The organism is Alloprevotella tannerae ATCC 51259, from assembly GCF_000159995.1.
Classification (GTDB): Bacteria; Bacteroidota; Bacteroidia; order Bacteroidales; family Bacteroidaceae; genus Alloprevotella; species Alloprevotella tannerae.
The window spans coordinates 1,240,709-1,262,965 of sequence record NZ_GG700642.1 but is presented as its reverse complement, the minus strand read 5'-3'; the positions used below and the strand labels follow the sequence as shown (position 1 = coordinate 1,262,965).

Genomic DNA, 22,257 nt, shown 5'->3' with positions numbered 1-22,257 from the left:
CGATATGTTTAGTGGTATAGTAGAAAGCACGGCGCGCCTCGTCGCTGTGGAAAGAGATAGGACAAACATTCATTTCACCTTTACGTGCGATTTTGCACACGAACTCAGCATCGACCAGAGCGTGGCGCATAATGGGGTTTGCCTTACGGTTGTTTCGCAAACGGGAGATCAGTATGTCGTTACGGCGATGGACGAAACCTTGCAGCGTTCTAATTTGGGCTTGCTGCAGCCGGGCGATGAAGTGAACGTAGAACGCTCGATGCTGATGAACGGCCGTTTGGACGGACACATCGTGCAAGGACACGTAGACACGACAGCTGTTTGCAAGAAGGTGGAGAACGTCGATGGCAGCTATATTTTCACCTTTGCCTACGAGGCAAATCGTGCGAAGGCTTTGCAGGGCTATTTTACCGTAGAGAAAGGCAGCGTTACGGTCAATGGCGTTAGTCTGACCGTTTGCCGCCCGACGGACAATACTTTTGAGGTCTGCATCATTCCTTATACCTATGAGCACACCAACTTCCACGATATAAAAGAAGGCTCTGTCGTTAATCTCGAATTTGACATTCTGGGGAAGTATATGGCACGCCTCAGACATTTTGAGGAATGAAGAAGCAGGAACTTTTTGACACGGTCTTAGGCACCTTGGCGCCTAAGTATGGCGACGTAGAAACCGAACTCCATTTCACTACGCCCTTCCAACTGCTCGTAGCTGTGGTATTATCAGCTCAATGCACCGACAAGCGGGTCAATATGATTACGCCGGCGCTCTTCGAGGCATATCCCGACGCGGCCGCGATGGCACAAGCCACACCGGAAGAACTGTTGGAATACATCAAGAGCGTGAGTTATCCTAACTCGAAAGCCAAACACTTGGCCGGCTTAGCGCAAATGCTCGTCGAAGCGTTTAATGGCGAAGTGCCGACTACGCTTGAAGAGCTCACTCGCCTGCCGGGCGTGGGGCGCAAGACGGCCAACGTCGTGCAAGCCGTAGCTTTTCACAAAGCGGCATTAGCCGTCGATACGCACGTCTTCCGCGTCAGCCATCGCTTAGGCTTAGTGCCGAAGACGGCCAATACGCCCTACAAGGTGGAGATGGCGCTAAAAAAATACATTCCCGAAGAGAAAGTAGCCCCCAGCCACTTCTGGCTGCTGCTTCACGGGCGCTATGTCTGCACGGCGCTACGCCCAAAGTGCGACAAATGCGATCTGCGCGGCTTGTGCAAAGGGCCACTGCAAATTAAGAAAAGATAAAAGCAAAGAATATGAGGTCGTATCAAGTATATTCTGTAAATTTGCAACACAGATAACTGACGACTTATATAAACTATTGATTATGACAATTGACAATTGCAACTTCAACGGAAAGAAAGTAATCGTTCGCGTTGACTTTAACGTGCCTCTCGACGAAAACGGACTTGTAACAGACAATACCCGCATACGCGGCGCACTGCCTACATTAAAGAAAGTATTAAACGACGGCGGGGCTTTGATTATGATGAGCCATATGGGCAAGCCTAAAGGCAAGGTGAACCCGAAGCTCTCACTCAGCCAAATCGTAAAGAACGTCTCTGAAGCTTTGGGCGTTGACGTGAAGTTTGCCCCTGATTGCGGCAAGGCTGAAAGCGAAGTGGCTGCGCTCCAAGCAGGCGAAGCGCTCCTGCTCGAGAACCTCCGTTTCTATCCTGAAGAGGAGGGTAAGCCCGTAGGCATTGATAAGGCCGATCCGGCTTACGATGCGGCAAAGAAAGAGATGAAAGCCCGCCAAGCAGAATTTGCCCGCAAGTTGGCTTCTTATGCTGATTACTATATCAATGATGCCTTTGGCACGGCTCACCGTCGCCACGCTTCTACGGCCGTCATTGCCGACGACTTCGACAAGGACCACAAGATGCTCGGCTATTTGATGGAGAAGGAAGTAAAAGCCATCGAAAACGTTATGCATAACGCGCAGCGCCCGTTTACGGCCATTATCGGCGGTAGCAAGGTTAGCTCAAAACTCGGTGTGATCAAGAATCTGTTGGACAAGGTTGACAACCTCATTATCGGCGGAGGTATGGGCTATACTTTTGTAAAGGCTTTAGGCGGCAACATTGGGCTGTCACTCCACGAAGACGATTTGATGCCCGAAGCGCTTAACGTAATGGCAGCGGCCAAGGAGAAGGATGTTAATATCTACTTGTCGGTAGAGAGCGTCTGCGGGCAAGCGTTTAAGAACGACACGCCGAGGAAAGTCTTCCCCATTAACGAGATTCCCGATGATTGGGAAGGTATGGACGCCGGTCCTGCATCGCTCGAAATTTGGAAGAAGGTAATTCTCGGTTCTAAAACCATCTTGTGGAATGGTCCGGTCGGCGTCTTCGAGTTGCCCAACTTCGCTGTGGGCACAGGCGAAATTGCCAAGTATGTAGCCGAGGCTACGAAGCGAGGCGCTTACAGTCTTGTAGGTGGTGGCGACTCCGTTGCTGCAGTCAACAAGTTCGGTTTGGCTGATCAAGTATCCTATGTATCAACCGGCGGCGGCGCTATGTTGGAGGCCATCGAAGGGAAAGAACTCCCCGGCGTAACGGCAATCAAGGGCTGATCCTCTTTGACAATTATATAAAGCTAAAAGGGCGCGTCTAAGCAGACGCGCCCTTTCTCGTTTGATAGAGACGTTTTTTGCATAGGAAGCATTGCAATCTTTTCGATGAAAAACTCAGAAACTTCCATAAAGAATACCGATATACTTATTATAACGAGACACGCACCTCACAACCGTTTCGCCGAATCCGACAAAACAACTCATGATACGCATTAAGCTTGAAACGCTGCACTTCCATCTTTCACAGCCAAAGGCCCAAGCTAAGCTTGAAGCAGACATAAGAAGAAACATTCGTTTATGTTGGTTTATTACAAACCAATCCCCTCGAAAACCAACTCGCGACTACTACTCTCTATGTCGCCTTTTTTTTCTATCGGCTTATATGCTCATTCAAAATCAGCCACACCTGTTTTTCACTTTCAAGCCGTTTGCCGAACAACCCTAAAGAAGCTGCCTTTCGAAGTCCTATGATTGATCATACCATAACGGAAAGTCAGTCCACCCGAAACTTACCCATGAAATTTTCAAGTTTGAGGATACGACCGATCATAAGGCGCGAAAAGTCTACAATGCAGTTTGCAACATTTTAGTCGTTGAGTCTTAGTCCGCTCAGTAATGCCGATTTATTTTCAAAGCGCTAAAATGATGTCTCTGCGTGTAGATACTATCGTCTCAACGTGTAGAGACTCGTGTCTCAACGTGCAGAGACGCTCATCTCAACGTGTAGAGACATGAAAAGTTGGTAGTTTATGTTTTTGGTTGGCTACATTTAGTCTTATTTTTAATAGTCGTTGATAGTATATTATCTTAATCATATTTGAAGTTTACACATCCTTTCTTTCTCCGGCCCGGCAAGGTTTACAACTCAGCTTAGTAAAGCAAAAGCAAGGATCGCAGCAGGCGAAAAGAGACCGCCCTTGTCGGTAAAATGTGAAGATTTGTCATTCGTCAGTCCCCTGTTTCACATTTGTAAGGCACGTACCTATAAGAAATTGATTAAAGTTTCTTAAGAGAAAGTTCTTTGAAAAAATCAAAACATCTGCTTATCTTTGTCATCAATATACACATCCCAAATAAGGGCAACGTGCACATTACATTCTTTTGGAGGCCAATTTATAACCAGACGCAAGAGTCTGCTGCAAAACCCTTACAAGAATAGCAGATTTGGAGGCAACTGATAACAAAGTCACATCTACATGAAGAGAGTCTGTAAGAACATTGAGAGCGCATATCGTCGCCCCGTCATAAGTTACCCTCTCCTTGCGGTTATCCAAATAGATTTCGTGTAAAAGTAAGCGTTAAGTTTTCCCGCATATCTACTTAGGAAATTCTTTAATTGCCGTATCCTTACCCAGGCCTTCGTAGGCTTTTGTTCGGATAGGAGGGCTGTAAACAACTAAAAAAGGAACAATACAAAAAAGTTTGCGACCAACGCAGACAACATAGAATCTTCAATAATTATCCACAAATGAAAAAGTTCACCCTTTTCTTTCTGTTCTCTCTGATTGCCTCGACCTTTGGCATCAAAGCACAGAATATTCAAGATGGCGTGCTTATAGGCTGGCCAATGGCATCGGGAGATATTAAAATCCCTGATGGCGTAGTTGAAATTGCCCCGAACTGTTTCCACGAAAGTGGCGGCGACTGGGGCGGTGATGATGATTGGGAGGGAGCTCCCGCTTTTGGGAAATCGCTCCGTTCTTCAAACGACGAGATCACCTCTGTCGATTTCAACCAAGTAAAGAAGATCGGCAAAGAAGCCTTTAAGGAATGCAAAGGTATTAAGTCGGTAAAGATGCCGAATGTAGAGGAAATCGGCGAAGAAGCCTTTGCTTCTTGCGACAACGACGGCTTCACGACGCTCGACTTGCCGGCCATCAAACGCATTGGCAAGAACGCATTCTTCAGTTGCTCCTCACTCCAAAAGGTGACCATAGGCGGCGAATTGGGAGTGATCGAAAATAATCCTTTCAACAACGACCCGAACATTACGGAATTCAAGATCACTAACGCGCAAGCAGGCTATGTGGTTGCTGACGGTGCTGTACTTACAAAAGACAAGACGGAAGCCGTTATCATTCTCCCTCAGTTTACGAAGATCACGCTACCCGACGAAACGACGAGCATTGCAGCCGGCGCGGGCCAGAACGTGAAGATGCTGCAAACGATCATTGGTAAATCCGTAAAAAGCATTGGAGAAACCAGCTTCCTCTCTGCAGATGCTTTGGAAAGCATCTATCTGCCCAAGCTTGAAAGCGTTGGCTTCCTATCATTCGGCCAAATCGGCGGCATAAAGCTCATTGACATTCATGAAAGTGAGCAGTTTACCGCTTTTGGCAACTACAACAACGGAGGCCCGGGCGACAACACTTCGATGACGATCTACGTGGCCAATGAAACGGTTAAAACGGCCTTGGCAAAACATTATAATAAGGCGAAGATTATCGTCGGTGCGCCTGAAGGCGAACTGAAGAAATATCGCGTAAACTTCAAGGTTGAACCGGAAGGTTCAGGCTTTATCGAAGCTTGGACTACGGGCCCTGTTACTGTAGAAAACGGCGGCGAAGTGGCCAAAGGCAGTACGCTCAAGATGGAATGCCGCTACAAATTCACGACTTACGAATTTTCTCACTGGATGGTTAACGGCAAGAAAGTCGACGGCGATCCTCAAAACCCGAAAGTACTTGAGATTAAGTCGGTCGACGAAGATCTTAACATCGTAGCGCATTGCAACAAACTCCCTGAAGGTAACCGCATATTCTTCAAGTCGGCCAATGCTGCCGGCGGTACGGTGACGGGTGTAATGGATGGCAAAGAATTCAAGAGCAGCGATATCGTACCCACAGGCAAGAGTGTGACTTTCACCGCTACGCCGGTCAAAGGTTATAAAGTCACGGATTGGCTCTTTGAAAATAGTGACGGCAAGTACATCGAAAATGAAGAACTGAAAGGCAAAACAACCTGGACGGTAACGCCGACTAAGACGATCGACTTCCTCGTTCGTTTCGAGCGCAACGAAGGCACTGTAGTCATTAATTATAAAGAGCTCAGCGGCAATGGCACACTCTCTGCTCGCACAGCAGAAGGCGCACCTGTAGCCAACGGCGAGGCTGTAGCAAGCGGCAAAGATATCATCTTCACGGCTGCTCCCAATGCCGGCTATAAGGTGGGCACTTGGATCGTTAACGATGAGGAGAAAACGGAAAAAGATAAAGAGTTGCGCGTCAACAATGTTACGAGCGACCTCACCGTACACTTGGTTTGCGAGGAAGAAGGACACCAAGGTGGCGACCACGCCCCCGCAATCGAAGGCAACACACTGGTTAAGTGGGATGCCGTAGGCGATGTAGTCATCCCCAACAATGTTAAGCATATTGCAGACTTCGCCTTTAAGGGCTCCAGCCTGACGGGCTTGACGATTTCTGCCCAAGTAGAAAGCATCGGAGAACTTCCCTTTATGTTCTGCGGCCAGTTGAAGAAGTTGGTTGTCGTTGCTGAAAACCAACACTTCACGTCTACCGACAACGCAATCTATTCAAAAGATGGCAAAGAGTTGGTACAAGTAGCTACGGCTTACCCGCAAGAGACGTTCTCACTCCCTGCTTCTGTAGAAAAGGTGCGCACGGGCGCATTCACTTTCGCTATTCCAATCAAGAAGATTGAGGGCGGCAACGATTTCTTCGAAACACTCAACGGTATGCTCATTCGCAAGGCTGACCGTGCCTTGATGCACTACCCCTCATTCGTACAACCGGGACAAGAGGCTAAGCCGATCGAACTCCCGAACGATATTAAGAAGATTGAAAAATATGCCTTTGCTTTCAACTTCCATCCTCAAAAGCTTGTGCTTCCGGCGAATGTGGAAGTATTGGAAAACTATGCTTTCATCGGCGCAGCCAACTTGGTAGATCTTAAGATTGATCACTGCAAAGCGCTCAAACGCATCGGCGACTTCTGCTTTAAGGCTTGTTTCAGATTAGCAAGTTTCGACCTTCCCCAAGAAGGCGTCACCTACATTGGTGAGCAAGCACTGCAAGGCTCGGCTATTGTTACGCTCAACGTTCCGAAGGACGTAACCATCGGAGCCAGTGCATTCAGAGGCTGCCAATCTATCGCTAAGGTATACTCTTACAGCACGACGCCTCCCGCACTTGATGATTTGGCTTTCGCAGACATAGCTGACATCGAAGCAGCTACGTTGTACGTACCCAAAGGTACGAAAGCAGCTTACAGTCAAGCTCCGGGTTGGAAGGCCTTTACGCATATCGAAGAGCTTGAATTGGTATCAGTAACCAACGTTGCACTCGACAACGTGCGCTTCACTACGCAGGAAGAAGTTCTAAACATCTCCGGCCTCAACAACGCGCGCATCCTTGTATATGGCACGGATGGCAAGAAACTCATAGAAAAGAAAGCGCACGATTCCATCTCCGTCTCTCTCGCTCACGGCAACTACATCGTAGTTGTAAATCAAGAGGGTAAGCGCATCGTGAAGAAAATAGCGCTATAATCAACGCTTCTCTCTTCGAGCTAAACACTTACCTCGAAGAGTAGCTGAGAACTCCTCCCTTTAATCAGTCGGTATATTTCTCCTTAATATGGAGATTTATACCGACTGTTTTTATGGCGGAACAAACAGCGCGGCAACGTATCTTGAAGCCGAACGAGCAGAGAAATATACAAAAGCAGAAATGGCTAATAAAGAGCGTAAGGTCGTAAGGAGTTATCTACATATTGCACAAGAGCAAAGGAGTTTAGGCTCTCAAATAGGCTGGCATAAAATAGCGCTCTACATCATCCTTTTTTATTTCATCCTATTTATTTTCCAAAGGAAATTTGTTTCATTGAAAAGTTATCTATACTTTTGCACAAGTTTCCAATGGAAAATAAAATTTAGAACTGAATAATTCTCAAAAATAAAAGAAGACATGAGCGTACAAAACTTAACGATAGCCGACTTCAAGAAACAAATTATGGACTTTGAAGCAAATCCGCAGGAATGGAAATATCTTGGTGACAAGCCAGCCATTATTGATTTCTACGCCACTTGGTGTGGCCCTTGCAAAGCTACGGCGCCGGTGCTCGAAAAGATAGCAGAAAAATACGATGGACGTATCAATGTATTTAAGGTCGATGTTGATAAAGAGCAAGAACTTGCTGCTCTCTTTGGCGTCCGATCTATTCCCTCCTTGTTGTTCATTCCGATGAGTGAGAAGCCTCAGATGGCAACCGGCGCAATGATGCAAAACGATTTTGAACGTGCGATTGCAGATATTCTTCTGAAAGAGGAACACTGAAAACATAGCAGATACATGAAACATCTTATCATTGGCGGTGTTGCGGGCGGTGCAACAGCAGCAGCCCGCATCCGCCGCATCGACGAACAAGCAGAGATTATCCTTTTAGAAAAGGGACCACATATTTCATATGCAAATTGCGGTCTTCCTTATTATATAGGTGGCGTGATTGCCCATCGCGAAAAACTCTTTGTCCAAACTCCTGAAGCTTTCGGACAACAATTTAATGTAGATGTACGCATTTGCAGCGAGGCCATAGCTATTCATCCCGAAAAGAAGACGGTAACGGTACGTAAAGCCGATGACTCTTGTTATGAAGAAGGCTATGACCGCCTCTTACTCTCACCTGGTGCTACGCCTGTGCGTCCACCACTAAAAGGAATAGACCTTGAGGGCATCTTCACACTCAGAAATGTAGAAGACACCGACCGCATCAAGAGCTACCTTCAAGAGCACGAAGTGAAAAGTGCTGTTGTTGTGGGTGGAGGTTTCATTGGCTTGGAAATGGCCGAAAACCTTCAAGAAGCAGGAGCAAAGGTTTCGATTGTCGAAATGGCTAATCAAGTTATGGCGCCCATCGATTTCTCTATGGCTTCATACGTTCATCGCCATTTAACAGATAAAGGCGTAGACCTCTATCTCGAAAAAGGCGTAGACCATTTTGAGCAAGTCGATCATCGTATCCGTGTCTGCTTAGCAAATGGCGAGAACTTAGATGCCGACCTCGTACTGCTCTCCATCGGCGTTCGCCCTTCCACGCATCTGGCCACCGAAGCCGGCATCCGCGTGGGGCGTGGCATCCAAGTTGACGAGTATTTGGAGACCTCCGTCCCCGACATTTTCGCCGTGGGAGATGCGATCGAATATCCTCACCCCGTTACAGGAGAAAACTGGCTCAACTACTTAGCTGGTCCTGCCAATAGGCAAGCACGCATTGTGGCTGACAATATGGTGCGAGGCAAACAAGAAAAATACGAGGGTTCTATAGGTACTGCCATTGCAAAGGTGTTCGACCTCACGGTGGCCACGACCGGATTACCGGCAAAGCGCTTAAAGCAAGCAGGTATCGCCTATGCTAGTTCTACAACCGTTTCGGCGGCACACGCCGGCTACTACCCCGGCTCATTCCGCCTAACTACCAAACTGACTTTTGCCCCCCAAACGGGGCGCTTATTGGGCGCACAATGTGTGGGAAATGATGGTGTAGACAAACGGATTGATCAAATTGCACTAATCATCAAGCAAGGGGGCACGGTGCAAGACCTCATTCGCATAGAGCAAGCTTATGCACCGCCTTTCTCTTCTGCCAAAGATCCCATAGCCATTGCGGGCTATGTGGCACATAATATCATTATTGGCGCGATGCCTGCCATTTATTGGAGAGACATAGATAATCTTGACCGCAATAAGACGCTCCTGCTCGACGTCAGAACGCCGAGCGAATATGAGTTGGGTACGATTCAAGGGGCAATAAACATCCCGCTGGAAAAACTACGTGAGCGCCTCAACGAATTACCCAAGGACAAAGACATCGTAGTGTTCTGCGCCGTCGGACTTCGTGGTTATTTGGCAATACGCATCCTCCAAGGCCACGGCTTTAAGAACGTATGTAATCTCTCCGGTGGTTATCAGATTTACGCCCTCGCGACAGCGCCCATCACAAATAAGGCCACGCCCAAGCAACAGCCGGAAATCAGCACGACAAAGCCCTGCATATCTACGCTTAAAATAGACGCGTGCGGACTGCAATGCCCGGGCCCTATTATGAAACTAAAAAATGCGATGGACCAAGCGCAAACAGGCGAACGTATCGAGGTCGTAGCCACAGATGCAGGCTTCTCCCGCGATGCCGAGGCATGGTGCCAAACAACGGGCAATAGTCTCATTACAAAATCTATACAGAATGGTTATCATACCGTAGTGATTGAGAAAAACGATCCGCAAGGAACTACGCCGAACGCTACCGGCAACAGCAAAAACAAAACGCTGATTATGTTTAGCGACGACCTCGACAAAGCACTTGCAACCTTTGTACTGGCCAATGGAGCAGCAGCTACGGGGCATAAGGTCTCCATCTTCTTTACATTTTGGGGACTCAACGTGATTAAGCGCGAACGAAAGCCTAAAGTAAAGAAAGATATCTTCGGTAAGATGTTTTCGTGGATGCTCCCCAAAAGCTCTCAAAGCCTACACCTATCTAAGATGAGTATGCTGGGTATAGGGGATCGACTCATGCGCCACATCATGCGGAAGAAAAACATCAGTTCGCTCGAAGACTTGCGCGATCAAGCGCGCGCCAATGGTGTAGAGTTTATTGCGTGCCAAATGTCAATGGACATGATGGGAATTGACAAAAACGAACTCATAGATGGAGTAAGCATAGGTGGTGTTGCCACTTATATGCAACGCGCTGAAGATGCAAACGTTAATCTCTTTATTTAAGAAACAGATATGGACAAAACCTGTATTTGCCACTTACGCGACATCTATCGTGCCATTTCAGCTTTAGAACAAGAAATGCAAAAGCTTCATGGCGTGAACATCAACGAGGGAATGCTCCTGTGCCTGCTTTCCGAAAATAAAAGTTTAACTGCTGGCGAAATTGCTGAAGCCTTAGGCCTAACCTGCTCCAACACGTCAAAGATTATCTGCACTGTTGAGAAGAAAGCTCTGATCTCACGTGTCATGGGAAAGGTCGACAAACGCGAAATGTATTTCTCACTATCGACAGCAGGCAGAACCCTGCTCGAGCAAATGAAAGCGTGCAATTGGGAGCTACCTGAAATTCTCGCCCAAATTCTGAAAGATACAAACAAAGAATAGGCTGCAAAAGCCTGCTTAAAGAAAAGGATGACGAGTCCGGACTTTATTGTCAGTGCCTTTCAGTCTATTACCCCCAACACTTGGTCGTTTACAAAACGCTCAACACTCTTCCACGCTCTGTCCGCAACGCCCAACAATCGGCGTTGCGGACTTTTCCGGAACGCACACCCCCTACTATTATAGCCTTCTAAACGAAAAAATTTTCAGGGGGAGCTTACTTCAGCTTCACTTATAACTTCCTTTTCCGGCCCGCCTAAAGCAAAAGCCTCGACACGCGCAACAGCATCGGGCAGAAAGAGCGCTGAAGAAAGACAAAAATAATGCTGATTATCAATCTTATATAGCATCGTCAAACTTTCCTATAAGAGAAGAAAAATTGTCTTATAAGACAATTTTTACGATCATAGGAGACAATTTTCCCGATCACCTAAGAGAATTTTTCCGATCACCTAAAAAAGTTTAGACACTCCTCTGAGCTATTTTTTCGGTACTGCGGAGAGGCGGAAAACATTAACGACAACAACTCGCCCGACAAGTCTCTTTTTTCCTCGAAAGGTGGCGTCATTTTCATCTTTTTTATATCTTTGAAGCGAATATACTAGCGTAAAAACCCAAGTAAGGGAGAATTAACCTTTTATTTTTCATTAAACATTTCAAGTTATGGGACGAATGATAAAAATATGGCTTATCGTACTTTTAGCCTCTTTTATGTGTACGGAAAGTCAAGCGCAGCTCGGGAGAATACTTAGTAATGCTTCTAAAGCTGTAGGTTCCGGACTGTTCTCTAAGAAGAAAAAAGGCAAAGAGGTCGAGGTAAAAGATCCCAAGACCGGTAAGATAAAGAAAATCAGATACACTTACCGTGATTGGAAGACGGAGGACATCTATGCCAAGCGGGGCAATTGGAGAGACGAGGCTATGCTTAACAAAATCATTCGGGGCATCCATCAACAAGAAGAGTTTGACAACTCAAAGCGATCTGATGATGATCCGATGAAAGATAGGAAAATTGCCGACATTGTGATGAAAAGTAGTAATTGGAAGATTGAACGCACCGACTTGGGAGCTACTACGGGGCGCATCGCTTTTTTCTATCTGATTTGCGAACTGACGAGCGGCGAAGACATCGTAGAGTTTTACTATGTTGAAAGTCCATACGAAGGCAACAGTTTCTCTGACAACTTCAACATAGGCCGGGCCAGACTCTATAGCGCGCGGTTTAATGTATCACTAAGCGATTGGGCAAGGACAGCCAAGGACTCATTACCACAAAAGTATAAGGCTATGTATGGCTCGACAATTCTGAAAGAATCCTCGTTCATTCAAAGTATGACTACTTGATAATCTTTGAGGAGAAAACAAATAAACGAAAGCAAATACACTAACAATTAAAAACTAATCAAGAATGGCTTCTAATCCTGATTTTGTACAGTACGTTGCCGACCAATGTGCTGATGCCGGAGAAATAATCACAAAGAAAATGTTTGGCGACTATGGTATTTATTGCGACAACAAGATTTTCGGCCTCATTTGCGACAACCGGTTCTACATAAAACCAACGGAAGCAGGGCGAAAACTGCTCCGCACAGAGCAACTACGACCACCATACGAAGGCGCTAAAAACTATTTTTATATCGAAGAACTCGATGATCACGAATACATAGCTGCTCTCGTGCGATCCACTTGCAAAGAACTACCCGAACCAAAGCCCAAGAAGAGAAAGAAAACTTAATGGACACTATACTAAAAGAGGAGCGCAAGAGTATTTAGCACATCTGATAAAGCTCAACAACGAATATCGCCCTACGCCATCCGCCCGATAGTGGTCATTTAGCAGAGTCGTGTCGGAGCAAATGCAATGAAGAGCAAAAAGCAACGGTGGGCAACAAGCTCAAAGGATGAAGTAACAAACAGAAATAATGATACGAGCAATCATATTCATACTATTCGCCATAATGTGCAACGCAACACAGCATGTACCCACAAAACTCCCTAAGCCGCTGTTCGAGCAACGAAACCTGAACGTATGTTTGGAGAGCGACCAAGACGGCAAGACCTACCTGAAGCTTGTAGCCCTCTACGCCCCCGTAAACTCGGCCTATTTTTTATGTGGGTCGGAAATGGAAGAAGACAGGTTTAGGGAACTCAACCCCGAGTTCACCCTCTATTGGGAATACCGCAGAGTGAGGAGCAAAGACGGCGAAGAATGCAGCGTCGTAGCCCACTTTGTCAAGGACACAGAGACAGGACACTACAAAATCTACGAGGCATCATTCCTCGACAATTGGTGGGAAATGGTAGGAGCACCCCAAATCGACACAGACAGTCCTACGAACTACTTGCCCCAACAGATAAGTTTCGACCCCAAAAAGGGCGAGTACAAATACGCAGGCCGCTCGGACAACGACAAACTGCTCGCCGTAAAAGCGTGGAAGTATGTGCAACAAAAAAGGGCCGAGCGCAGGAAGCCGAAAGCCGCCGGAACAGGCACGAGGAAGAAAAGAGGAAAACGATAATATAAAGGAGGTGAAATGACAAAGCACGCTGCTCCCCTCCGTCCGCATCCACGCCAAGAGGCGAAGATGGGCGTTTGTTCGCGCGTCTCTCTTCAAACACCACATTCGCCTCGAAAAGAAGAAAAAACTTCCATTTAATAAGTCGGCATATTTCTCCTTAGTTTGGAGGGACATACCAACTATTTTCATAGTTCCAGAAACAACGCACAGTTCACAACGTCCCAGAACCTACAGAAGACTTAATATAATCAATATCACCCACACAACGACTACGCTACAACCCACTCCCACCCACCTATAAGCCCTTAGACTTTTCCTTTTAGAGAATAAGGCATTAGAGCAAAGCGACAACACAAGCCTATAGCACGCCGCAAGAAAGAAAGCCCTTAGGCTTGGTCTTTCAAATTACCCAACGCGTACAAGAACAAGGACGTTTTTGGAGAGACCAACCCTAAGGGGTTGTCATTACTACTACTCACTGATGCAGGGTTGAGGCCTTGCCTCAACCCTGCCCTACCAAAAGACTAACCCCGATGGGGTTATTTGCGGACGAAACTATGCGACAAAACAGACAAGCCCATACCCCGCCAAATGCGATACGTTAATTTGTGGGCGAAACTACAGGATTAGGTGTAACACCCTCTACCACCAAACACAACGCGGTTATTTAGGAATAAAATCATACAACAAGCATACAACCTTAAACCGCAAAATTCACACGCGCGACACAAGCCCTTATAATTCGTCCCTTCAGCAGAGCAGGCATTAGAGCGGAGCGACAACAAAAGCCAATAAGTTTGCCGCGAAAAAACAAGCCCTTAGGCTTGGTCTTTTGGCAGAGCAGGGTTAAAGCGAGCAGCGCTTTAACCCTGTTTAATGCACTCCCTCCATTGTACAACCCCATAGGGTTGGTCTTTCAAATTACCTAACGGAAGAACAAGGACGTTTTGAGAGACCAACCCGAAGCCTCCATAACAATATTAACGCACAATGGCGCGTAATAAATACGACCACAAAAAAAAGAGGAAGAAGAGGAATAAAAAGGCGGTAGTTTTTCCTTTCTCTAACTCAGCTCTCGCTTATATGATAAAGACCCATTTACTACCAAGGTTTTCCGCTCCTTAGCGTCAGTGAAAAGACGATGCAAATATCGGATGTTCTCACGACTATGGCAAGGAAATAACCACAAAACCTTTGAAATATACCGCAAGAAATTGCGTTATATCTTTCTTCTACATCAAACCACAACTGTGGCGCAAGGTGCAAAGCAGCTGCTTGCGTTGTGTTATATCTTTCTTCTACATCAAACCACAACAGAAGAAAGACGCTATCGAGTTAGCGCAAAGTTGTGTTATATCTTTCTTCTACATCAAACCACAACACTACGCATCGTCCACATTATCATGCTATTGTTGTGTTATATCTTTCTTCTACATCAAACCACAACACTACAATGTCTGCACAGTTGTCGAGTGTGTTGTGTTATATCTTTCTTCTACATCAAACCACAACCGACGCGCACAGCCTTTCACGACGCACTTGTTGTGTTATATCTTTCTTCTACATCAAACCACAACCTATATGAGATAATCCATTGAGATGGAAACCCTTGAGGGACTCTTTTGTGTATAGGAAATGGTGTTGATGTGTAACTTTCTATGGGCAAAAGTACTAAAATAGTTCTAATTGCAGGGGCGTAGACGGTAGCTTTTTACTTTCTGCACCCCAAAAGTTGATGATGCCGGCGTATTGCTTGTCGGTAATGGAGAGAATGCTGACAGATCCTTTTGCCGGTAAGTTGGATCTTACGCGCTTTATGTGTACATCGGCACTTTCTTTTGAGGCACAATGGCGGATATAGACGCTGAATTGATGCATTGAGAAGCCATCTTTTTCAAGTTGCTTCCGAAAGAGGGCAGAAGCTTTGCGATCTTTCTTGGTCATCGTAGGCAAGTCGAACATCACAAAGAGCCACATAATATGATAAGCGTTTAATCTGACTTCACTCATTTTAATAACGGGACGACCAACTTCTTTTGCTCCTTGGCATAGCACTTGGCTAAAGAAGCCATCGTCATACTTAAGCCCACGGATAGGGGGCGTGTTATTTTGGAAAAGTATGTGTCGACGTATAGCACGCGGATCAGACGGCTTTTGGTCGCTGTGTTTAGTTCTGCCTCGCCTTGGGCCGTAAGTTCAAATACAATCTCGTCCACAAAAGGTCGGAAAGGCTCCATCAAGTCGTCAGACAATGGGAAGGCATTGCTGCGATGATGATGAAAGATGCCCAATGCCGGAAACAAACCGGAGGAGACCAAGGCCCGAGTAACGGCTGCCCGTAAGACCGAGTAGCCATAGTTTAAGAGCGAATTGATACCCGGTATGTTCCGATCGCGGATGAAATCGCGGCCAAACAAGGCGGTCCAATACAATCTGGCTGCGATGCCTTCCCGATTATCGCTGTCTCCACTTTTTACATTCGTATAAAGGGGCTTTAAGATGCTACCCTCCTTGCCCATCTTGTTTAAAAGTGCAGCCTGATTCTTTATTTTAGCTTCGATGATCTGTTTCCAAAGCGTCTTTTTGAGTACCTCGCCGGCTTCGAGTTGGTTGTGTAAGGTTTCTCCCTGCGTGGTGTTGCCCTGCAAATTGTAGAGCATTGAAGCAGGCATACCTTTCTCATTGCAGAAGATGACCGCTACGTTTTGTTCCGTCAAAGCATTCAAGAGCGGGATGGTTAGGCTTACCATCGCGTGGTTGATCATCACCAAACCAATGTCTTCAATGGGCACGATAAGGTTATCATCAGGAATTTCTTTTCTGATGATAACCATTTGCCCATTTCGTAAAGACAAAGTGGCCGGATGCATAAAGACAAGGCTGCGCTTGAGCATAAGACTATTAGAGCTTTGGCGTGATCTCACCTAAAATGTTAATGTCAAAATCAATCCCAGCTACTAAGACCTTTATATTAGAAGCAGACAAACGATAATAAGGCTGATGTTCTCCATCATTTGTAAAAGGACTTGGGGATGACTGTATTCCCGTTGCAGTGGCTGCTTGATGGTGCAGAAATTTTACGCGCCCATCTTTCGCAATAGATGTTACGATATATAATCGCCTGGAAAGGTCCTTTTTGTCTTTAAACCTGATTTCTTCCGGGCTGTGTTCATAGAATAAAACCATTTGCCTTTTCTTTAGAATGCATTTAAGTGGGAGCTTGTTTTTCTTACTATAGTCACCGACAAGACTATTTGCTTTGTCTCTTCGTTTGCTATCCTTGTAGAACTTAGCCGCATCTAAATAGTCGACAGTCGCGGTTTCTGTTTGCTTCTTATTCTTCTTCTTGTCTATACCTTCATATATGGCGAAGAGATAGTTCTCATCTTTTCTTAAGTGGATATGCCGTTTGTATTCTTTGGTTGAAACATCACGTAACTGTTTTAAATTAATTGGCTCGCTTACGTCGGAAAAGATCCTCACCCGCTTAATCAAGATCCCCTTCTCCTTATTCATATATATACCGTCGGCAAGGGCTTCTTTCAAGCTGCCCTTTGCCTCTACGGCGCCTTTGACGATGCCCATAACCGTTTCATCGACAATTTTATCCAAGTCCTTTTCAGTTAAACTATCCAGCGGCTTTCTTACGACATATTTAATGTTGCCATCGTAGTTAATGGCGCCATAATACGTTTCTTGATGCAGCCTGCCGCGTGCGGAGTCGCCGCCTGTGAGGAACTTCCCGCGCGGCGTTTTTACTTTTCGCCGATCTCGCTTGCCCAGTTTGTCAGTAGTTTGATGCACGATGAGCAACTCCTCTTGCAGTTTCAGCAAGTCTTCCGTAAACGTGGGCCAAGGTTTCTCAAACTGCGGCTTCTCACGGCGCCTCCCATATTTGAACTCCTCATCGCTTCGATAATATGCAGCTAAGGCAGCGTATTCGCACGGCCCAATGCAAGCGATGGTGTAAGCATCAATGCAGTGGTGCGTATGATTCTCACGCGATTTCGCCTCATCGGCTTGCTGCAAGCCCCATAGTTTGCGGAACTCAGCCGTAATAGCGCCTTTGACGACATAGACGTTGGAGCGATTTGGGTTTTTCGGGTCCTTAAAGAGCGACTTCAAGAAGAGACCGGCATATTTTGAAATCAAGCCGATGCCCGCACCTTGACGCCGACTGAAGCCCTCAGGAACTTCTTTCATCGTAAACCGATCATATTTCCCCTTCAAGTAGCCGTATTCTAAGCCCACAAGATGGCGTCTTCGAATCCTAGAATCCTTTATACTCTTCTCCAGGCCCGAATGCGTGCGGATGCCGTCTCGTTTTAGCTTCAGCGCGTAGCACTGCTTCTTCCAATGCTCGATGCGCGCTAAGATTTCTTCATAGTTGGCTAATTCTGTGGGCAGCTTGTCGCGCTTGATGTCGCGGTTGAACTTACTCTCGCAAAGCGTTAAGTTCTCTTGTGTGCTATCGCCACCCCTGCTGCGCGGGATAGTGTGCTCGATGTCAAACTTCGGATTTGCGCCCAAGAAGTCTGCGATGCCGATCTTTTTACCTGTGTACAAGCAGACGTGTTGCTGCTCTTCCCAGAGTTGATATTTTAAGATGTCTGCCTTCGTCGGCTCAATCACTAAGCCGGTTTCAGCTTTATAGAGTTGCCTAATGTTTTGCGCATATGCTGTGTGCCGTTTGCTTAGCTCGCGTTGCCAATCGGCAATGGCTTGGCGCTTGTTGGCATCGTTCAGTTCGCGCGCATATTCAATGTGTATTTCAGTCTTCTCATCAATGATATGCTTGCGCAGCAAGTGGTTGATTACTTTGCGCACCATATGCAGCGAGCGCATAGCCATCGGATTGCGCACAGCGTTCGTCTTCGGAGAGCCCAGTTGGTAGCAATCGAAGCGCTCGTTTCGCTTGGCGTCCGGATAGGCCTCAATCATTGAGGGGTGATACAGCAAATCGATCGGCGCATCAGGCACTTCTGCCGCTACAGCCGCTTTGATGCGCTCTGCGATTGTGCGATGCTCTTCTGCATCGCGCTCTTCTTGCGGCCGAAGGGCAAGATCGACTTTATATAGCAAGCGAGAGCGTCGCTCAATGTCGTTCCATATTTCTTCACCGACAATTGTTGGGATGTTTGCCAAAAAGATAGCCTTCGAATAGTCTTCGCCTGTGCGCAAGAAGAAAAGAATTTTGCGTATTGCCTTCAAACTTAGCGAGGCAAAGTCACGTGTCAGGCGAATTTCCGAGAAAGCTTTGGCTTGCACTTCATCCAGTTGCAGTTTCTTTAACCCGAACTCCTTCAGCTTTTCTTTTGAAGAAAAAGAATAGAGCACGTTCCAAATGTCCGTGCAAATCTCATCTTCTGTTTTTAACGTCCCGTCCTGCTTGGCGCTCATCGTGTAAGTTTCAGCCAATGCTGCTTTCCAATCTTCGCCAAAGACCTTTATTAGTTGTGCAGTTGTGGGACAGGCCGGCGCCTCTTGCGTCATGCGATAATTAAATTGGTAAGGCCAATCCTCCGCATCTCTTATCCAGCCAAAAGGCGTTTTTCCTGCGAGCTTTTTAGCAATCTTTTCGAAGTCGAAGTTCTTTTCTTTGTAGAAGAGGGGAGTGATTTTCTCTCGCTCCTCCGCATTTAATGGACGCAAACGATCATCCGATGGCGTTTTGATTCGGATATTGTTGAGATAACAGAGCAGTCGATATTCCTCATATAAAGGATGCGAGACGGCGCAGCGCGAATGGCCTTTCTCCATCGTGCATTTACCTACGCCTTGGCGCTGGGATTTTAGCGGGCGCTGAAAGAAAATCGTCTTCTCCAGCGCTTTTGCCAGATCCTCGTCCAATTCTTGTACGCGGCAGATCTCCTTAAACTCTTGCAAATAATGCTTTTCCCGGTCCGTATAGCGGGAACGGATGCGAACCCGGTTGCCTTCCGTTCGATAGAGTAGGTAAAAGTAATCGCCCAAGAACTCACATCCCGCCTCCTTCATCTCTTTGCTCAATTCGGAGATCGCAGATTTTACTTTGCCCGTCTCTTCCGCCTCCTCGTTTTGGTCAAGTCGGTTGCTCAAGAAGCCGCGGCGCTGCGTCAAGTGATAGAGTGCACGCCCCAGCGTATAGCGATCCGTCTGAGAATCTTTCAAGTTCAATTTGCGGTGCAAGCAAATGTGACGGTCGTGATAAGGATTCTTATTGTCAGCTTCGTTCGTGCGCTGCCAAAGTATGAAGTCCTCATCAAGCGGATATTCTTTTTTCGTATGCCAACGGTTGAGCGCTTCATCAGAAAGCGGCGGGCACAACTTATGCTTTACCAAAACTTTCAGCACTTCTACTTTGCGCAGACGCCGGCGGAAGTAATGGCGCCGCGAAGCGCGATAAGAAGTTCTTTCGGCAGCCAAAGAAAATTCGATGCCTTTTTCTTGCTTCACGCCTTCCGTGAAGATTAAATCTCCGCGGCAGATGGGCGTATATTGGTTGTTTTCATCGCGATCTACAACAGCCCAACCTAAGCTGTTGGTGCCGGTATCGAGGCCTAATATTCGGGTTTTCATAAGGTAAGTTTGTAAATTTTCTGTAAAAATAGACCAAAAATTTGGCATGTACAAGTGAAATTTTTAAATTTGCCACAGAAAAAGGATATTCTACATCATATCACAATAAGGCTATATGCCGAAGGATTTTATTCCCATGGCCTCTCTTCGGAGAGGCTTTCTTTTTTTCGTTTACGTAAATCTGTTGCTTGTTTGCCTATGATAGGCTTGCGCATCGTTCGCGCTGCCTTAGTAAAATAAAAGGCTATATCGACGCGTAAGGGAGTCTTGATACGACAGACGTGCGTATGATTTCCGCTTAAAAATGCCTATGCTTAAAGCAGCTGCATATTTACGATTGCGCCGCCCAAACTTGTTCCTGTTCGTTTCGGATAGGGCCATACGTTTGGGCGGCGCAATCGTATTTGAAAAGTTGCGACTTGGTCGTAGTGTTTCGTCTGCTTTGCGAGTCGGCCGACAGTGATAAACTGACGCCGCACTGATCAAGTGGAGGCGAATATAGGTCTATCAACGAAAAAGAGGCTTATTCTGCGATAAGCCTCTTTTTCTTGGTGTGATCCGCTTGGGGCTCGAACCCAAGACCCCAACATTAAAAGTGTTGTGCTCTACCAGCTGAGCTAGCGGATCTACCTAATTGCCGTTAAGCGAGTGCAAAGGTAGAATGATTTTTTTGTTTGCCAAATACTTTGCTCACTTTTTTTCTGCTGAGGGCTTTCTTTTCCGCTTATTTCGCTTGACGCCTTGATGCTGAAGCGGCCTCTTGGCAGAGCGAGCAGTCGTTTTTCGGATGTAAGCTCTCGGTTGCCCGCCGTCTTTGTATGGCCTGTTATAGATTTTCTTTGCCTTGTGCTTGCGAAGGAGAAGTAAAGCGGGGCATTCGGTGCGCCGGCTGGTGGGCAGATCTCCTTTGTGCGTGCTTCTGCGCTGATTTTTATATTGTTCTCTTTTGTTTGTTTATTGTTTGCTGCTGCCAAACTATCGTTTGCCGGGAACAAACTATGGTTTGGTGGGACCAAACTATTGTTTGCCGCCACCAAACGAAAACGAAAGCCGCCTTCTTGCGGTCATTTTTGCGTTTCAAGCGTCGCCATTTAAGGCGTTGGGTGTAGAAAGAAGAGAAGGAGAGGGGAAAGTAGGGGACTAAATGTATCAAACTTTGACTTGTCGCCATAGTTTGTGCCTTTGCGTGGCGGTAAAAGTCGATCCTTTACGCGCCAATAACTGCCGGTAGCATGCAAAGGCCGGACGCTATCAGCGGTATCGGCCGTTTGTCGGCCGTCAGTCAAAAGTGAGCAATTATAAAGAGGGGCGAACAAAACTGTCGCTGCGGTGGAGGCGGCGCAGATACGTGAGCCGGTTGCGCAAAGGTTGCAGCCAAGCGTAGGCAATCAGCATCCCGCCAAAGCGACGCTCACCCAGAGCCCGCGTAGCCTTGCGCATCAAGCGGATCGGTAGGATGATAGCCGTGATGAGCAGGAGCAAGAAGGGCAGATCTGTGGACAAATCTTGGATAAAGTAAACTGATTGTTGTAAAATATAAAATGTACGCTCACCGATATAAGTTAGCGTCAGTAGGAAAAACAGAAAGAAAAAGCAGGAAGCCCACGCTTCGCGCGCAGCATACAGTCGGCGGCGGCGACTACTGCGGTTGGCGATCTCCGCCGTATAGATCCGCTCGTCGGAAAGCAGGCGGCGAGCGGGTAGTTGCTGGCAAATCGTGGCGTCAGGATGCCAAGTCAGGCGGAAATTTTCAGGCGTAGCATAGGCATCCACAAACAATTCTTCCTCCCCAAAGGGCAGTAGCAGACTGTTGGCAAAGCCCTCCTGTGCCATAAAAAAGGCTTGCTTGACGGCCAGGTTGCAGGGGTCGGCATAAACGGGGCGTCCGCTCCGAGCAGCCCGTGCCAAACGCAACTGCAAACGCAGACGTTCGAAGATCTGGCGGCGTGCTTGGCGCGTCTCATCGTTGAGATAGTTGGCATAGCCTCCGACCATCTCTACACCGGGTGCAAACTGCTCCGCCAGTCGCGAGAGCCAGTCGGGCGATGCCGGTTGGCAGTCGGCCCGCGTAAAGACCACCCAAGGAAAACGCGCGGATCGCACGCCCAACGTCAGAGCCAGTTTGGTCAATTCTATGTGGCGCGTCGAGCGCGGTACGGATAAGTAGCGTAGCCGCTTATCTTCGGCCGATAAGCGCTTGAGCACATCAGGCGTATTATCGGTCGAGGCCTCGTCGACGACGATAATTTCAAACGAAGGATAGTTCTGCTGTAAGAAAATCGGCAGATACTCGGCCAAATAGTCACCTTGGTCGAGCGCCGGAATGATAATCGAGATCGCAGGCTGCTCCGTCGATTCGGCAGTTTCAGACCAGCGTGCCGGCAGAGAGTAATCGCGCCAGCGAAAGCGCCAAAGGGCGAGCAGGCAGAGCAGCATCGTTGCCAACAAACTTATGTTAATGAGGAGGAGTAGGTTCATT

Annotated in this window: 15 protein-coding genes and 1 tRNA gene; 10 read left to right on the top strand and 6 right to left on the bottom strand. The window is 47.0% G+C overall.

The window, feature by feature from the left end; all coding sequences use genetic code 11:
* Positions 1 to 4 precede the first annotated feature (4 nt).
* The 7 genes from GCWU000325_RS05250 (at position 5) to GCWU000325_RS05215 (ending at position 10,704) form a co-directional block, all read left to right on the top strand.
* Positions 5 to 610 carry a riboflavin synthase gene (locus GCWU000325_RS05250; protein WP_006255182.1) on the top strand — a complete coding sequence of 202 codons (606 nt, stop codon included), beginning with the start codon at positions 5 to 7 and terminating at the stop codon, positions 608 to 610.
* On the top strand, positions 607 to 1,254 hold the full coding sequence (nth, locus tag GCWU000325_RS05245; RefSeq protein ID WP_006255181.1) for an endonuclease III: 648 nt from the start codon (positions 607 to 609) through the stop codon (positions 1,252 to 1,254). The genes GCWU000325_RS05250 and nth overlap by 4 nt, the downstream gene beginning before the upstream one ends.
* A gap of 82 nt (positions 1,255 to 1,336) precedes the next feature.
* Positions 1,337 to 2,584 (top strand): phosphoglycerate kinase, encoded by a 1,248-nt coding sequence (locus GCWU000325_RS05240; protein ID WP_006255180.1) that lies wholly within the window; start codon positions 1,337 to 1,339, stop codon positions 2,582 to 2,584.
* 1,468 nt (positions 2,585 to 4,052) lie between these two features.
* The gene (locus GCWU000325_RS05235; RefSeq protein WP_006255176.1) at positions 4,053 to 7,094 is read left to right on the top strand and encodes a leucine-rich repeat protein; all 3,042 of its coding nucleotides are present in this window, start codon (positions 4,053 to 4,055) and stop codon (positions 7,092 to 7,094) included.
* Between the two features lie 418 nt (positions 7,095 to 7,512).
* Entirely contained in the window at positions 7,513 to 7,881 is a 369-nt protein-coding gene (gene trxA, locus GCWU000325_RS05225; RefSeq protein ID WP_006255174.1) for a thioredoxin, read from the top strand.
* A 15-nt stretch (positions 7,882 to 7,896) separates the two neighbouring features.
* Positions 7,897 to 10,323 (top strand): DsrE/DsrF/DrsH-like family protein, encoded by a 2,427-nt coding sequence (locus GCWU000325_RS05220; RefSeq protein WP_006255173.1) that lies wholly within the window; start codon positions 7,897 to 7,899, stop codon positions 10,321 to 10,323.
* Between the two features lie 9 nt (positions 10,324 to 10,332).
* Positions 10,333 to 10,704, top strand: coding sequence for a MarR family winged helix-turn-helix transcriptional regulator (locus GCWU000325_RS05215; RefSeq protein ID WP_006255172.1), 372 nt, complete (start codon positions 10,333 to 10,335; stop codon positions 10,702 to 10,704).
* A 203-nt stretch (positions 10,705 to 10,907) separates the two neighbouring features.
* On the opposite strand, the gene GCWU000325_RS11965 is transcribed toward GCWU000325_RS05215, so the two are convergent.
* On the bottom strand, positions 10,908 to 11,051 hold the full coding sequence (locus GCWU000325_RS11965) for a hypothetical protein (protein ID WP_006255171.1): 144 nt from the start codon (positions 11,049 to 11,051) through the stop codon (positions 10,908 to 10,910).
* Between the two features lie 313 nt (positions 11,052 to 11,364).
* Between GCWU000325_RS11965 and GCWU000325_RS05210 the strand changes: the two genes are divergently transcribed.
* The 3 genes from GCWU000325_RS05210 (at position 11,365) to GCWU000325_RS05200 (ending at position 13,220) form a co-directional block, all read left to right on the top strand.
* Entirely contained in the window at positions 11,365 to 12,045 is a 681-nt protein-coding gene (locus GCWU000325_RS05210) for a hypothetical protein (RefSeq protein WP_006255170.1), read from the top strand.
* A 64-nt stretch (positions 12,046 to 12,109) separates the two neighbouring features.
* On the top strand, positions 12,110 to 12,436 hold the full coding sequence (locus GCWU000325_RS05205) for a TfoX/Sxy family protein (protein WP_006255169.1): 327 nt from the start codon (positions 12,110 to 12,112) through the stop codon (positions 12,434 to 12,436).
* 223 nt (positions 12,437 to 12,659) lie between these two features.
* Positions 12,660 to 13,220, top strand: coding sequence for a hypothetical protein (locus tag GCWU000325_RS05200; protein WP_040598959.1), 561 nt, complete (start codon positions 12,660 to 12,662; stop codon positions 13,218 to 13,220).
* 1,671 nt (positions 13,221 to 14,891) lie between these two features.
* Here the strand turns inward: GCWU000325_RS05200 and cas2 are convergent.
* The 5 genes from cas2 to GCWU000325_RS05170 all read right to left on the bottom strand — a co-directional run bounded on the left by cas2 (position 14,892) and on the right by GCWU000325_RS05170 (position 22,256).
* Complete coding sequence (cas2, locus tag GCWU000325_RS05195) at positions 14,892 to 15,230, bottom strand: CRISPR-associated endonuclease Cas2 (RefSeq protein ID WP_006255164.1); 339 nt, start codon at positions 15,228 to 15,230, stop codon at positions 14,892 to 14,894.
* On the bottom strand, positions 15,227 to 16,114 hold the full coding sequence (gene cas1, locus GCWU000325_RS05190) for a type II CRISPR-associated endonuclease Cas1 (RefSeq protein ID WP_006255163.1): 888 nt from the start codon (positions 16,112 to 16,114) through the stop codon (positions 15,227 to 15,229). The genes cas2 and cas1 overlap by 4 nt, the downstream gene beginning before the upstream one ends.
* Before the next feature lie 7 nt (positions 16,115 to 16,121).
* The gene (gene cas9 / locus GCWU000325_RS05185) at positions 16,122 to 19,778 is read right to left on the bottom strand and encodes a type II CRISPR RNA-guided endonuclease Cas9 (RefSeq protein WP_040599366.1); all 3,657 of its coding nucleotides are present in this window, start codon (positions 19,776 to 19,778) and stop codon (positions 16,122 to 16,124) included.
* A 554-nt stretch (positions 19,779 to 20,332) separates the two neighbouring features.
* Positions 20,333 to 20,405, bottom strand: a tRNA-Lys gene (locus GCWU000325_RS05180).
* Between the two features lie 669 nt (positions 20,406 to 21,074).
* Positions 21,075 to 22,256, bottom strand: a complete 1,182-nt coding sequence (locus GCWU000325_RS05170) for a glycosyltransferase (RefSeq protein WP_006255158.1) — start codon at positions 22,254 to 22,256, stop codon at positions 21,075 to 21,077.
* Between the last annotated feature and the right edge of the window lies 1 nt (position 22,257).